Source organism: Brevundimonas sp. 'scallop' (genome assembly GCF_011045535.1).
GTDB classification, from domain to species: Bacteria; Pseudomonadota; Alphaproteobacteria; order Caulobacterales; family Caulobacteraceae; genus Brevundimonas; species Brevundimonas vesicularis.
Window position 1 is genome coordinate 183,516 of the sequence record NZ_CP039382.1, and the last position, 14,128, is coordinate 197,643.

Genomic DNA, 14,128 nt, shown 5'->3' on the forward strand with positions numbered 1-14,128 from the left:
CCCCCTAGTGGTCATGGCTCGCGCCGGACTTCTCGATGTCCGCGCGAATGAGGAAGGCGCCGTCGACGACATAGGTCGTCCCCGGCGCGATGCCGCCCAGCACCTCGGTCCACTCTTCGGTGCGACGGCCCAGGTCGAGCATGCGCACCTCATAGGTGTCGCCGACCTTGGCGTAGACCACGGTGAAGTCGCGGAAGGGCTGCAGCGCCTTGGTGCGCACCGCCAGCGGAACCTGACCTTCGCCGACCTGGACCAGGCCCGACACGCCGAGGCCCGGTCGCCAGACGCCGCCCTGGTAGGGCAGTTCGACGTGGGCGACGAGGGTCTGGCTGAGGACGTCGTCCGACGGCAGGATCGCCTCGATCACGCCGCTGGCCGTGTGTTCGCCGGCCTGGCTCTTGATCTCGATCCGCTGACCGACACGAACCCGTTCGGCGTCGCGCGGATAGAGGAAGAACTCCGCGTGCAGTCGGGTCGGGTCGCCGATCACCAGCATGGGCGCGCCATTGCCGGTGATCGAGCCGGGGTTGACGTTCTTGGCCGTGATCACGCCGGAGATGGGGGCCGTGACGGCGTAGGTCTGCAGGCTTTCGCTGGATTCCACGCGGGCGACGACCTGACCGCGCGAGACGCGTTGGCCGAGTTGGACGGTCAGGGACATGACGCGGCCCGGATAGCGGGCGTGCACCTCGGCCTGGCCTTCGGGCGTGATCTCGACCCGACCGCTGAGCGGCAGGGTCTCGCCCAGGACGGCGGGGCCGACCTGCTGGGTCGTCACGCCGCCCGCGCGCGCGGCGTCCGCGCTGATGACCGTCCGCCCCTCATAGGACTGATAGGACCAGGTCGAGCGCTTGCCCCCTTGAGTGGCGGCGACCGAGACGTCGAAGGAGTGGGGCTCGGACACGACGCCCGGACTGGTCAGGTAGTCGTTCTCCGGCGTGAAGGTGAAGCGATCCACCTTCGGCCCGAGGCGGGTCAGGGCGATGCTGGCCTGGACCAGCTTCGGGTCAACCGGCTTGTCCTTCAGGTAGGGATAGAGACGGAACAGGGGCTCCGGCCCTTCCTCATAGATGGTCACCTCGATGGCGAAGTCGCCGTCACGAAGCAGGCGGCCGTTGTGCGGCCCGCGCTCGTAGTCGGCGGCGGCCGCCGCTTCGCCTTCCGGCTTGGCGGCCTGATCGCCGCCGCCGCAGGCGCTCAGCGTCAAGGCCACGGCGGTCAGGACGCCGCTCAGCGCGGTCGCTGAAGTGCGAAACATCTTCATGGTTGGGTCTCCAGGCCGAGCAGGTCGGCGTGCGCGCCGGTCAGGCGGTCCAGCCGCGCGCGGTCGTTGTGGAAGGTCTGCAGCACGGCCACGCGGCGGGCCTTGGTCTGCAGCAGCGCCGTGTGGGCGCTCATCACGTCGTTGTAGGTGAAGCCCCCGCGTGCGAAGCCGTCACGGACCAGGGTCACGGCCCGTTCGGCCTGCGGCAGGGTTTCCTCGGCGATGCGTCGGGCTTCGTTCGCCCGCGCCAGCAGTTGCACCTGCAGTCGGGCGATCTCGCGTTCGCGTTCCTGGCGCAGGGCGTTCTGGTCAGCCTGAGCCGCCAGACCTTCGGCGCGAGCGCGGTCGATAGCCCCCTGGTTGCGGTCGTATCGCTGCAGCGGGATCGATCCGCCGAAGACCAGGGCGACCTCATTGTCCCAGATGTGCCGGACGCCGACGCTGACCGTGGGATCAGGCACGGCGCGGGCTTCCTCCAGCCGCGCCTGGGCGTCGGCGATGGCCTGACGGGCGCGGAAGGCCTCCAGGTCGGTCGAGGCGACCTCGCCGGCGGCGACGCGCGAGGCGCTGGTGTCCTCGAAGTCGGACTGACCCAGGTTGAAGTCGGCGGTCCCCTCCCAGAACTTGGCCAGGACGATCCGCGCCACGCGCAGTGCGATCTCGGCCTGGTCGAAGTCGATCTGGGCCTGGGCCAGTTCAGCCTCGGCGCGGGCGCCGGCGAACAGCGGGTCGCGGGCCGCATTGACCCGACGCTGCACTTCGGTCTGGAAGCGCTCCGCCAGCGAAAGCCGCTCGCGCGCGATCTCCAAGGTGGCCTGGGCGGCCATGGCCTCGGCCCAGGCGCGCTGGACCGCTTCCATACGGTCCAGTTGCGCGATCCTGGCCTGGGCGACGACCAGAAGGCCTTCGCTCCGCGCCAGGGTGGTGCGCGCCGGGCGATCGCCGCCGCGTTCCAGTCTCTGCTCGTAGGACAGGGTGGTTTCCGTGCGCCCCAGGATGTCGCCGCCGCCCAGGGTCGGCAGGTTTTCAACCGTCAGACCGAGCGTGGGATTGGGCTTGAGGTCGGCCTGGCGAACGCCGGCGTCGACCGCGCGCAGGCGCGCATCGAGGCCCGCCTTTGCGGGGTCGGCTTCGACGGCGCGCCGAAGCGCGGCGTTCAGGGTGAGCGGCTGGCCGCTCGTCGCGACCCCGGCAGGGGACGGCGATTGGGCGAGCACGATGGCAGGCGGCGACCAGGCCGCCGTCAGGACGAGCGCGAAGGCGGATGCAGCCGCGCCTCGCCCTCGCCATCCGGCATAGCCGGACTTGGAAGGTTTCAAGAGATGTCTCCAACAGGACGCGCACGGCCGTGAGGCCGCGCAGGATCAGCTTTTCAGGCGATCAGGCGTTCTGTCTGGGAGGTTGGTGCGGCGCATCGAGGATAGCGCCAGGCGGCACGGCGTCGGGCGCCGGGCCGAGATCGAGCGCCGTCATGGCACCCGATGCTGCGGGGTGGACTGGCGAAGCCAGGGCCATGTGGATGTCGCCGCCGCCGTGATGGTGATGACCGAGCGGGGTTTTTCCCCCGTCGTCGGCGACATCGAAAGCGGTCGCGTTGTCCGAGGGCGCATCATCGACGTTCGCGTCATGACTGTGGCCATGATCCTCGTCGTGATCATGGGCGATGTCGGCGGCCTCCTCATAGGAGACGCCGGGGAACTGAAGGCTGTGCTCGATCCGGTGCTGGCCGTTGATCACCCCATGCATCTGCACCGCGACCACGACGGTCACGCCCAGGCAGACGCAAAGGAGGCGGAGCAAGCGTTGCAAATCGAAATTCCTCGACCGAATTCCGTTACGGGGAAACCACCCGCTATGCAACTGCGAGAAGGTCGCAGCAAGGCCAGCTACGTCCAACGCTGTGGCTGGAACGCAATGCCAGAACGGTCCGGCATACGCGTCAGGCAAGGGCTATGGCTTTTGCTTCGCCGGATAAAAACCAGACGTCGGCTGAACCACGTAACTGATGTCAGGGCGATACGCGATGAGATCAAGGCCGATAGCCTTGGTCGCCTGAAGCGCAAAGACGAAAGAGAAGGAACCGCGACTGATTTTGTTGCGGATGCTGGCCTCGCTCTCATCGACTCCCAGAGAGGCCAAGCGGTTTGACAGGTCTGCGTACGTCAAATTCTGCCGCTTCAGCTCTGCCTTCAACATGCCCTTCGCGATATCGCGCCATTGGGCGTCGGTCAGCGGGGCGTTTGATGGTGTCAGAGTCTGGACCGGCATGGTGACAGCGTAGTCGCTCATCATCCTGTGACAAGACAAATCGGCCCCGACGCATCGAAAATGCGACTTTTGCGCCACAGGCGACACATCGAAAATCGCATATATGAGATAAACATCTTGACTGCTACCGTTAATGCACGGCTAAGAAAATCGCACATATGCGACTTTTATAGCTGGAACTCGATTGCTTCAGGCGGTGTCGGAGATTGGCCAGGCGAACGCCTTGACGCCGTTCAACGCACCGCGCGACCCGGTGGCGGCGCGGGAATTGTTCGTCCGGATGCGTTTCGCTGAAACTGGAGGACGTCCAGTTTGTCCGAAGTGCTCCTGCGATGCCATCTACACGTACAAGGCGCGCGACATCTTCAAGTGCAAGGCATGCGACCGCCAGTTCTCGCCGACATCAGGCACGCCCTGGGCCTATAGAAAGCTGTCCTACGATAAAATCATCTTCATGCTGGCACGCTTCTGCGAAGAGGCGGATGGCCTGAGCGCTACCAGCTTGGCCGATTCTCTGAGGATCGAGTACAAGACGGCGTTCGTCTGGCTTCACAAGTTTCGCGATGCGATTTCCAAATACGCTCAGTCGCACGAATTGACGGGCGAGGTAGAGATCGACGGCGGGGAATTTGGCGGCTTCATCCGGCCGAAGAACGTAAAAAAGGAACGGCAAGACCATCGGAAATTCCCTTACCGGGCTTCTGATCGGACCATGATCGCCGTAGTCGCCAAATCGCGCGAAGGCCCCATCCAGACCTGGGTGGCGAAACACGAAAGCCATCCACGCCTCCAAATCGACAAGGCGCTCGCTCATGACGCTGTCTTGTTCACCGACAAGGCTGCTAGCTGGAATCAGTTTCGCGGGAAGCGTAAATTGCTCCAGGTGAACCACTCCGTCTCTTATGCGACGCCAGAGGCTTGCACGAACGGGGCTGAAAGCTTGATTCGGACGATCCGGTCCGTCGAGGATACTCACCGACATATTGTACAGAACTACTTCGACCTCTACGCGGCTGATGCCGGGTGGCGCGTTGAGTTCGCCCGGACGAAGGGGAAGAAGAAGGAACGTGTAGGCAACCTGATGGCGGCCATGAGCCAGGCGGGTCAATCAGGGATGGTCGGCTATTTTCAGGGGCGGAAGCGGCTCTGCCGCTATGTCGATAATGTCGGTGAAGTTGGCGGATGGCGCCCTCCGACGCGGGAAGAGCGCGATAACGCCCGTCGTGCAAAGGGGAAGGAGGTCCAGAGCGGCCCTCTGCGACCGCGCCGTGGAAAGAAGAATTGGCAAGAGGGCTTCGACTTCATCGACGCGGCCACCTTCACCGCTATGCCCACGTTGGTTCCGGACCGACCGGGCGTGTACGTCGTCTTGTTGAAGAACGCGAAACCGATACTCGACCAAGCTGGCTTCATCGAGAGCACGGCGCGCCCCCTGTGGACGCACGGCGACTACCAACACGTCTATACGGGCGAGTCCTATGGCCTGCGAACCCGCCTCACCGAACACCTGACCGGCAGTTCTGAAGGCGCCAGCCTGCGGCAGACGCTGCTTGCATTGCACCGGGAAGGGGCCTGGGGCGCTACGAACGTTACTGTGTCGGACGATCGGGAACTTGCCGAAGAAGGCCTCACCGCGTGGCTGAAGGAGGAGGCCGTGATCGGCTACAAGCCGAGCGCTCATGTCCGCGACTACGAAGCTGACATCCTGGACTGGACCGCCAGCCCCCTGAACATCGCACGTCGGGCCGCAAACCCCTTCGCCGACACCATCAAGGAGTTGCGCGAACGACTTCGGCGGGAGGTGATCGCGCACTGGAAGCCGCTTCAGTCGCGCTCCTTGAAGCAGGTGCGTCGCTAACCTCTACCAGCGATGAACCGATCGGGCTTGCCGGGAATCCGGCGGACAAAGGCCTCATACGTGGACTTGATCTGGTGGTTGACGGCGGTGTGGTACTTCTGACGAAGATCGACGGTATCGAGGACGAAACCGTTCCTTTCCGCGATGATGTCCACCACTTCGGCGATGGTTAGCGGTTCAGTCGCCTCCCTCAAAATATCCATCGCCGCACCACCGATCCCTTCCGGCGGCAAACCGGAATTGGCCGCACGCGGCCTGATCGGCTTCACGGCTGCTTCATCCCACTCCGGCTCGAACATGCGGATAACGTAGGCGAGGTGCGGCAAGCCCTCGTGAATCTGTTTTCGCCTGGCCTCTCTTTCAGGCGCTTCGGCCAGGAAGCGCTCCCTGTCGGCCTGCAGGCGTGTCTCGTACTTCGGCGGCTTCTCGATACGCTGGATTTCGCCCAGCAGTTTCGCGTACTCGGTTATCAGCGCGTTCTTCAGCCATTGTTCCTTCATGGTGCCCGTCGCTAGGCCGGAAGAGCCACACGCTCAAGCTGAAAAAAGCTGACTGGATCGGCCGGGGTACGACGCTAGAGCAACCCCACCCAGCAGCCTTCTAGACAACGTCCGTGTCTACTTTTCCCCCTAGGTGCGTCTGCTACCCAATGCCGGTCGCTTGCGCGACCACCCTCCCCGGACGGGGAGGGAGAGATCGGTGCGATTACTCCGCGCGCGTGGCGACCATCATATAGTTGATGCCCGCATCGTCGGTCTGGCTCCATCGGTCGTGAAGCGGGTCGTAGTTCAGGCCATAGGGCCCCTCGACCGTCACCGGCTCGGCGGCCAGCATCGTGCGGATTTCGTCGGGCTTCAGGAACTGGCGCCAGTCGTGGGTGCCGGCCGGCACCCAGCGCAGGATGTATTCCGCCGCCACCTTGCCCAGGGCCAGCGACTTCAGCGTGCGGTTCAGGGTGGCGACCATCATCACCCCGCCCGGCCGGACCAGACGCGAACAGGCGCGCACGAAGGCTTCAGGGTCGGCGACGTGTTCGATCACCTCCATCGTCAGGACGACGTCGAACGGCCCCGCCCCTTCCGCCTCAATCTGTTCGACCGTGGCGGCGCGGTAGGCGATGTCCAGGCCGACCATGTCGGCGTGGGCGCGGGCCGTGCCGATGTTCTCGGACGAGGCGTCGATGGCGGTGACGTCAAAGCCCATCCGTCGCATCGGCTCGGCGATCAGTCCGCCGCCGCACCCCACGTCCAGCAGGGTCAGACCTTCGAAGGGCGCCCGCGCCTTGGGATCGCGGCCCAGCCGCATGCAAAGCTGGTCGCGGATCAACGCCAGCCGCGCCGGGTTGAAGCGGTGCAGCGGCGCGAACGGCCCGTGCGCGTCCCACCATTCGGCCGCCTGGGCCGAGAAGCGCGCGACGTCGGCGGGGTCGATCGATGCGCCGAACGCCGTTTCGGACGAATTTTGCGAAAAACCTTGCCCCTGTTGGGGTAGGCGAGACGGAGCGGCGCCGTTAGAAGCGGTCATGACGCGAGGGATGAACCTTCGCGCCCTTTCACGCAAGCAGGGGGCGGAACGCCACGATGACGCGGCCCGATACGACACGACTGGTGATGAAGTTCGGCGGCACCTCGATGGGCGACCTCGAACGCATTCGCCGTGCGGCGCGGATCGTTGCGGCCGAAGTCTCGGCGGGCAAACAGGTCGCCGTCGTCGTCTCCGCCATGGCGGGCAAGACCAATGAACTGGTCGCCTGGACCGACGGCGCCGGACCGGCCGCCGCGGGCCTGTCGCTCAGCGATGACGAATATGACGTGGTGGTCGCCTCGGGCGAACAGGTGACCTCGGGCCTGTTGGCCGCGACCCTGCGCAACATGGGCTTCAACGCCCGCTCGTGGATGGGCTGGCAGGTGCCGATCCTGACCGACGACGCCCACGCCCGCGCCCGCATCATCGACATCCCCGGCGAAAAACTGGGCGCCGCCGTCGACGCCGGCGAGATCGCCATCGTGCCCGGCTTCCAGGGCGTGACGGCGGACGGCAAGATCACGACCCTGGGGCGCGGCGGTTCGGACACCTCGGCGGTCGCCGTGGCGGCGGCCCTGGGCTGCCCCTGCGACATCTATACCGACGTGGACGGCGTCTACACGACCGATCCTCGCATCGAGAACCGCGCGCGCCGCCTGGCCAAGGTGTCCTACGAAGAGATGCTGGAAATGGCGTCCCTGGGCGCCAAGGTGCTGCAGACCCGCTCGGTCGAGCTGGCCATGGCCAAACAGGTCCCGGTCCGCGTCCTGTCTAGCTTTATCGAACCCGACGCGAATGGCGTCATGCCCGACAAGGGTGGAACCCTGATCTGCGACGAGGAGGAGATCGTGGAAAAACGTATCGTGTCCGGTGTGACCATGAGCCGTGACGAGGCCCGCATCACCCTGCTGGGCCTGTCCGACCGGGTGGACGCCCCCGCCGACGTCTTCACGCGCCTGGCCGAGGCCAACGTCAACGTCGACATGATCGTGCAGAGCCAGTCGCGCACCGCCGGAACGGTCAACCTGACCTTCACGACCGGCCGTCGCGACGCCGTGCGCGCCGCCGACCTGATGACCGCCGCGAAGGAACAGCTCGGCTTCGAGGAAATCCGCGTCGACGAGGACGTGGCCAAGGTTTCGGTCGTCGGCGTGGGCATGCGCAGCCATGCGGGCGTCGCCCAGACCATGTTCAAGGCCTTGGCCGACAAGGGCGTGAAGTTCCAGGCAATCTCGACCTCCGAGATCAAGATCAGCGTGCTGATCGACGCCGCCTACGCCGAGCTGGCCGTTCGCGCCCTGCATTCGGCCTATGGTCTGGACGCAGTATAGGTGATCTGAACAGGGCGCCTATATCCACGAAAGAGGCGCGGGAGACATGATGCCGGCAGGCGGCGCGATGACCAGAGGACCCCGGATCCTCCTGCGCCAGATCCGCGAGGCTCTGGGCGGGGCCGGCGCGGGCGCGACGCCGGCGCAGGACCGGCTGAACATGGTCGTCAAGATCATCGCCCGGTCGATGGTCGCCGAGGTCTGCTCCATCTATCTGCGTCGCGCGTCGGGCGAGCTCGAGCTTTTCGCCACCGAGGGTCTGAACCCCGACGCCGTGCACAACACCCGGCTGCGGCCCGGCGAGGGCCTGGTGGGCGAAGTGGCGCGGATGGCCCAGCCCATCAGCCTGTCTGACGCGCCGTCGCACCCGTCCTTCTCCTATCGTCCCGAGACGGGCGAAGACCCCTATCACGCCTTCCTGGGCGCCCCGCTGCTGCGCGGCGGCCGGGCCATCGGCGTCCTGGTCGTCCAGAACCGCACCGAGCGGCGCTATGACGAGGAAGAGGTCGAGGACATCCAGACCATCGCCATGGTCCTGTCCGAAACCGTGTCGTCGGGCGAGTTGCTGGCGCTGGACGAGCTGCGCGACGTGGAGCTGGCGCCGCACCGGCCCGAACGACTGAAGGGCCAGAAGTTCGCCGACGGCCTGGCCTTCGGCCATGTGGTTCTGCACGAGGCGCCGCTGGCGCCCGAACGCCTGCTATCCGACGAACCGGCGATGGAGGAGGCGCGGCTGAAGCTGGCGCTGGCCACGCTGAAGAGCGGCCTGGATGTCATGCTGGACAAGGGCCAGGGCCTGGCCGGTCCGTCGTTCGAGGTTCTGGAAACCTATCGGATGTTCGCCGACGACCGCGGCTGGAACCGGTCGCTGGAAGAGGCGGTGAGGAACGGTCTGACGGCCGAGGCGGCGGTGGACCGGGTCAGGAACGAACACCGCGCCCGCTTCGCCCAGGCGCGCGACCCGTATATCCGCGAGCGGCTGCACGACTTCGAGGACCTCGCCAACCGGCTGCTGCGGGTGCTGGCGGGCGACAAGCCGGGCGAGCGCGAACTGCCCGACGACGCCATCCTGGTGGCGCGAAACCTGGGCCCCGCCGACCTCTTGGAATATCCGCGCGACAAGCTGAAGGGGCTGTTGCTGGAAGAGGGCTCGGCCGCCAGCCACGCCGCCATCGTCGCGCGCGCGCTGCAGATCCCGTGCGTCGGCCGTCTGATGGGCCTGCGCGACCGGCTGTCGGAAGGCGACATGGTCATCGCCGACGGCGAGACCGGCGAGACCTATCTGCGCCCCCGCCCCGATATGCTGGAGGCGGTGCAGTCGCGCATGGCCGTGCGCGAACAGCGCCAGGCCGAGTTCGCCCAGCTGCGCGACGTGCCGGCCGTGACCCTGGACGGGCAGCGGATCACGGTCCTGACCAATGCCGGTCTGGCGGTCGATCTGGAAAACATGATCGAGACGGGCGCCGAGGGCATCGGCTTGTTCCGCACCGAGTTCCAGTTCATGGTCTCGGACGAACTGCCCCGGCTGGACGCCCAGACGGCGCTCTACAAGCTGGTGCTGGACGCAGCGGGCGATAAACCCGTCACCTTCCGTACCCTGGATATCGGCGGCGACAAGGTCCTGCCGTATCTGGAGGCCGAGCGCGAAGAGAACCCCGCGCTGGGCCGCCGTGCCATCCGTTTGGGTCTGGATCGGCCGTCGCTGCTGCGAATGCAGCTTCGGGCGCTGCTGGCGGCGGGGGCGGGGCGCGAGCTGCGCGTCATGTTCCCGATGATCGCCACGGTGGACGAGTTCCGGGCCGCGCGCGAGCTGGTGGATATCGAATGCGCCTGGGCGCGGCGTCGCGGGCGCGCCTTGCCGGCCCTGCTGCGCGTCGGGGCGATGGTCGAATGTCCGTCGCTGCTGTGGCATCTGGACGCTCTGCTGCCGCTGACGGATTTCGTCTCCATCGGCACCAACGATCTGTTCCAATACATGTACGCGGCCGACCGGACCAATCCGCTGGTGTCGGATCGCTACGACCCGCTGTCGCCGCCGACCCTGCGGGCGCTCCAGACCATCCAGAAGGCCTGCGCCGACACCGGCACGCCGGTCTCGATCTGCGGCGAACTGGCGGGGCGGCCGCTGGAGGCCTTCGCCCTGATCGTGCTGGGCTTCACCCGACTGTCGGCGCCGGCGGGCGGTGTCGGGCCGGTCAAGCGGATGATCCTGTCGGCGGACCTGAATGCGGCGCGGCGCGGCATGGCCAATCTGCTGAACCTATCCACCGGCTCAGTCCGAAACGAGATCGAATCCCTGGCGCGCAAGCTGAACGTCGCGGTCTGATCGCAGGCGTCTGGACGCAAGGGCGGCGTTGCTGGTCGGCGCGCAATCGTCTATCTCGAGCCCTGTGAACGGCGCGTCGGCGCTGTGTTTCCCGGACATGGGGTCAGGCGTCATGACGCTGAATGCGGGGGTCGCCCCCGAGGCGATCGAAAGCATTGCGGACCGGCCGGATCCGACGGCCGCCTTCGTCGACGCCGCGACCCTGGGCGACGGTTTTCGCGCCGCCCGAGAGCGGTCGGGCAAGTCGCCGGCCGAGCTGGCCGCCGAAACCAAAGTGCATCGCCGGTTCCTGACCGCCCTGGAGCAGAACGACTGGTCGTCCCTGCCTTCGCGGGTCTTCGCCCTGGGCTATGTTCGGGCCTATGCCTCGGCCCTGGCGCTGGACGAACAGACGGCCGTCGAGCGATTCAAGCGCGAGAGCCCCGACACCTCCGTGCCGCTGAAGGCGCCCATCGGCATCGCCTTCGAGGACGTGAAACGCCATTCGCCGCGCATCGTCGCCGGCATCGCCGCCGTGGTGGTCGCCGTCGTCGGCTGGAATGTGTTCCAGCGCGCCAGCCTGCATCAGACCGCCCATCCGTCCGATATCGCCGCCGTGCCCAAGACCTGGACCGGGGCGGCCGATCCCGACCCGCAGGTCGCGCTCAGCGCGCCCATGTCCGCCCCGCCCGACCAGACGACGCCGGCGCTGTACATCACCCCGGGGCTGGAGGCCGAACTGACCGGGGTCGATCCGACCGATCCGGCCGTGATCGCCGCCGCCGCCAATCCGGAGCCGGTGCAGAAGGCGTTCAACCCGCGCGGGGCCGTCTATGGCGCCTCGGCCAACGCCTCGATGGTGGTGATCCAGGCCAAGACGGCCGGCGCCCTGGTCGTGCGGCTGGGCGACGGTCAGGCCCTGTTCGCGCGCCAGATGGCGCCGGGCGAGGCCTGGCGCGCGCCCATCGGCGTGGCGGCGACGGTGGACGTGTCCGACCCGGCCGCCTTCGACGTCTTCCTGAACGGCGAATACGGCGGACCGCTGGCCGGCGTGCTGACGCCATTGGCCCAGTTGAACAGCCGCGCGGACCAAGCGGCCAAGGCGCTGGCCGCCAGCCAGGCGCGCGCTCAGGTCCAGGCTCAGGCCGCCCAGGCCCGGACCCAGGCGGCCGCGACGCCAGGGGCGACGCCTTCCCCCGCGCCAGCGCCCTCATCACCCGCCCCCGCGCCGAACTGATGCGTCGGCCGTGGTCCCGCCGTCATCATCGGCCTATATGATGCTCCCATGAGCGATCACACGCACGTCCGACCCTGGCGCCACATCGAGCGTCGCAAGAGCCGCCAGATCCGCGTCGGCTCCGTCCTGGTGGGCGGCGACGCCCCGATCAGCGTCCAGTCGATGACCAATACGCCGACGACGGATGCGGCGGCGACCATCGACCAGATCCGTCAGTTGGAAGAGGCCGGCGCCGACATCGTGCGCGTCTCCTGCCCCGACGTGGAATCGACCGCCGCCTTCAGGACTATCGTGCGCGAGGCCAAGGTCCCCTTGGTCGCCGACATCCACTTCCACTACAAGCGCGGCATCGAGGCGGCCGAGGCGGGCGCCGCCTGCCTTCGCATCAATCCGGGCAACATCGGTTCGGCCGACCGCGTCCGCGACGTGATCCAGGCGGCCAAGGACAATGGCTGCTCGATGCGGATCGGCGTCAACGCCGGCTCGCTGGAAAAGGAACTGCTGGAAAAGTACGGCGAGCCCTGCCCCGACGCCATGGTCGAGAGCGCGCTGAACCACGCCCGCATCCTGCAGGACCACGACTTCCACGAGTTCAAGATATCGGTGAAGGCGTCCGACCCCTTCCTGACCGTCGCCGCCTATCAGCAGCTGGCCGAGGCGATCGACTGCCCGCTTCATCTGGGCGTGACCGAGGCGGGGCCGTTGCGTACCGGCACCATCAAGTCCGCCATCGGCCTGGGGTCGATGCTGTGGGCCGGGATCGGCGACACCATCCGCGTGTCGCTAGCCGCCGATCCGGTCGAGGAGATCAAGGTCGGCTTCGACATCCTGAAGTCGCTGGGCCTGCGCCACCGTGGCGTCAACATCATCGCCTGCCCGTCATGCGCGCGTCAGGGCTTCAACGTCATCGAGACGGTGGCGGTGCTGGAAGAGAAGCTGGCCCATATCTCGACGCCGATGAGCCTGTCGGTGATCGGCTGCGTCGTGAACGGACCGGGCGAGGCTCTCTATACCGACATCGGCTTCACCGGCGGAGGCAAGGGCGCGGGCATGATCTATCTGAACGGCAAGATCGCCCATAAACAGGCCAACGACGGCATGATCGACCACATCGTCGACCTGGTTGAACAGAAGGCCGCCGAACTGGACGCCGCACGCGCGGCGGAGCTTCAGGCGGCGGAGTAGCCTGCGTCATCCCGCCACACCCCTGTCGTCAAACCTCACCGTTCCGTGATTGACGCTCGATGATGAAAGTGCAACCTAGGCTTTAGGTCCGCCTGGGGAGGCCGGACCCTATTCCATCGAGGGTTTTAATGATTTCCAAGACTGTCGCGCGCTTTGGCGCGCGTGCGTTCACGCTGGTCGGCGTGGCGCTTTCTCTGCCTGCTTGCGCGACGATGACGCGAGGCACGACGCAGGAGTTCACCGTCGAGAGCACGCCGCCCGGCGCTCAGGCGACCACGTCCAACGGCTTCGAATGCGCCGCCACCCCCTGCACCTTCCGCATGTCGCGCAAGGATGCGTTCAACATCACGGTGTCGAAGGAAGGGTATGTTTCGCAGACCCACGAGATCACCAGCAGCATGTCCGGCGCCGGCGGCGCAGCCCTGGCCGGCAACGTCCTGGTCGGCGGGATCATCGGCGGCGCCGTCGATGCGACGTCGGGCGCCCTCAACGATCTGAAGCCCAATCCTCTGGTCGTCACCCTGCGCACGCCCGCCGAAGAAGCGGCGGCGGCCCGGACGCCGGCCGCTCCCGCAGCGACCGGCGGCGAGCAATGATCCGCTGCATCGCGGCGGCCGGCCTGATCGCCGCCCTGATGGGCGTCACGGCCTGCGCCACGCCGTCCAACCCCGCCATGATGACCCTGTCGGCGACACCGGGCCTGACCGCATCGGCCGGCGACCTGGGCTATCGGTCGGTGACGAGCGTGTCGGTTTCCGGCGGCTAGAGCACCAATCCTCTGTGGACCTCGCAGGTCTCGAATGCGGATTTCAAGACCGCGCTCGAAGGCTCCCTGGCCGCAGCCGGCTACATGGGAACCGAGGGTCAGCCCATGACGGTCTCGGCATCGCTCATCAATTTGAAGCAGCCTCTGGCCGGCTTCGACATGACGGTGTCCAGCCAGGTTCGCTACACGATCGCCCGTGGCGAACGCACGGTCTTCGACGAAACTGTCTCGGCGACGGGAACAGCGACGATGGGTCAGGCCCTCGTGGCTGGCGACCGTCTGCGCATGGCCAATGAGACGGCGATCCGCGAGAACATCAAAGAATTCCTGACGCGGTTCCGCGCCCGCGCGCGCTGATCCTTATCGTCGGGACAAGTGAGACAGCGGCGG

Annotated in this window: 14 protein-coding genes; 8 read left to right on the top strand and 6 right to left on the bottom strand. The window is 66.7% G+C overall.

The features are described from left to right. Nucleotides 1–4: 4 nt before the first annotated feature. From E4341_RS00905 to E4341_RS00920, 4 genes are all read right to left on the bottom strand, one after another. The gene (locus tag E4341_RS00905; RefSeq protein WP_165118463.1) at nucleotides 5–1,258 is read right to left on the bottom strand and encodes an efflux RND transporter periplasmic adaptor subunit; all 1,254 of its coding nucleotides are present in this window, start codon (nucleotides 1,256–1,258) and stop codon (nucleotides 5–7) included. Nucleotides 1,259–1,260: 2 nt separating this feature from the next. Further along, nucleotides 1,261–2,583: a TolC family protein gene (locus E4341_RS00910; protein WP_165114410.1), complete on the bottom strand. Its 1,323-nt coding sequence runs from the start codon at nucleotides 2,581–2,583 to the stop codon at nucleotides 1,261–1,263. A 61-nt stretch (nucleotides 2,584–2,644) separates the two neighbouring features. Next, nucleotides 2,645–3,034 carry a hypothetical protein gene (locus tag E4341_RS00915; protein WP_165118465.1) on the bottom strand — a complete coding sequence of 130 codons (390 nt, stop codon included), beginning with the start codon at nucleotides 3,032–3,034 and terminating at the stop codon, nucleotides 2,645–2,647. 180 nt (nucleotides 3,035–3,214) lie between these two features. Next, nucleotides 3,215–3,553 carry a DUF6471 domain-containing protein gene (locus E4341_RS00920; RefSeq protein ID WP_165113652.1) on the bottom strand — a complete coding sequence of 113 codons (339 nt, stop codon included), beginning with the start codon at nucleotides 3,551–3,553 and terminating at the stop codon, nucleotides 3,215–3,217. A 202-nt stretch (nucleotides 3,554–3,755) separates the two neighbouring features. Here E4341_RS00920 and E4341_RS00925 point away from each other — a divergent pair, with 202 nt between their 5' ends. Beyond that, nucleotides 3,756–5,390, top strand: coding sequence for an IS1595 family transposase (locus tag E4341_RS00925; RefSeq protein ID WP_165114413.1), 1,635 nt, complete (start codon nucleotides 3,756–3,758; stop codon nucleotides 5,388–5,390). Here the strand turns inward: E4341_RS00925 and E4341_RS00930 are convergent. Then, nucleotides 5,387–5,890: a hypothetical protein gene (locus E4341_RS00930; protein ID WP_165114416.1), complete on the bottom strand. Its 504-nt coding sequence runs from the start codon at nucleotides 5,888–5,890 to the stop codon at nucleotides 5,387–5,389. The two genes, E4341_RS00925 and E4341_RS00930, sit on opposite strands and share 4 nt — an antisense overlap. Nucleotides 5,891–6,095: 205 nt before the next feature. Continuing rightward, nucleotides 6,096–6,914, bottom strand: coding sequence for a bifunctional 2-polyprenyl-6-hydroxyphenol methylase/3-demethylubiquinol 3-O-methyltransferase UbiG (gene ubiG, locus E4341_RS00935; protein WP_165114419.1), 819 nt, complete (start codon nucleotides 6,912–6,914; stop codon nucleotides 6,096–6,098). A 56-nt stretch (nucleotides 6,915–6,970) separates the two neighbouring features. Between ubiG and E4341_RS00940 the strand changes: the two genes are divergently transcribed. The 7 genes from E4341_RS00940 to E4341_RS00970 all read left to right on the top strand — a co-directional run bounded on the left by E4341_RS00940 (nucleotide 6,971) and on the right by E4341_RS00970 (nucleotide 14,095). After that, complete coding sequence (locus E4341_RS00940; protein ID WP_165114422.1) at nucleotides 6,971–8,245, top strand: aspartate kinase; 1,275 nt, start codon at nucleotides 6,971–6,973, stop codon at nucleotides 8,243–8,245. 67 nt (nucleotides 8,246–8,312) lie between these two features. Continuing rightward, entirely contained in the window at nucleotides 8,313–10,571 is a 2,259-nt protein-coding gene (ptsP, locus tag E4341_RS00945; RefSeq protein WP_370458460.1) for a phosphoenolpyruvate--protein phosphotransferase, read from the top strand. A 112-nt stretch (nucleotides 10,572–10,683) separates the two neighbouring features. Next, nucleotides 10,684–11,787 carry a RodZ family helix-turn-helix domain-containing protein gene (locus tag E4341_RS00950; RefSeq protein WP_205751329.1) on the top strand — a complete coding sequence of 368 codons (1,104 nt, stop codon included), beginning with the start codon at nucleotides 10,684–10,686 and terminating at the stop codon, nucleotides 11,785–11,787. Between the two features lie 48 nt (nucleotides 11,788–11,835). Then, the gene (gene ispG / locus E4341_RS00955; protein WP_066553905.1) at nucleotides 11,836–12,972 is read left to right on the top strand and encodes a flavodoxin-dependent (E)-4-hydroxy-3-methylbut-2-enyl-diphosphate synthase; all 1,137 of its coding nucleotides are present in this window, start codon (nucleotides 11,836–11,838) and stop codon (nucleotides 12,970–12,972) included. Nucleotides 12,973–13,100: 128 nt separating this feature from the next. After that, entirely contained in the window at nucleotides 13,101–13,568 is a 468-nt protein-coding gene (locus tag E4341_RS00960; protein ID WP_165114428.1) for a PEGA domain-containing protein, read from the top strand. After that, a complete protein-coding gene (locus E4341_RS00965; RefSeq protein WP_165114431.1) occupies nucleotides 13,565–13,738 on the top strand; it encodes a hypothetical protein in 174 nt (57 codons plus the stop codon). The genes E4341_RS00960 and E4341_RS00965 overlap by 4 nt, the downstream gene beginning before the upstream one ends. A gap of 105 nt (nucleotides 13,739–13,843) precedes the next feature. Further along, nucleotides 13,844–14,095 carry a hypothetical protein gene (locus tag E4341_RS00970; protein WP_165114434.1) on the top strand — a complete coding sequence of 84 codons (252 nt, stop codon included), beginning with the start codon at nucleotides 13,844–13,846 and terminating at the stop codon, nucleotides 14,093–14,095. Nucleotides 14,096–14,128: the final 33 nt, after the last annotated feature.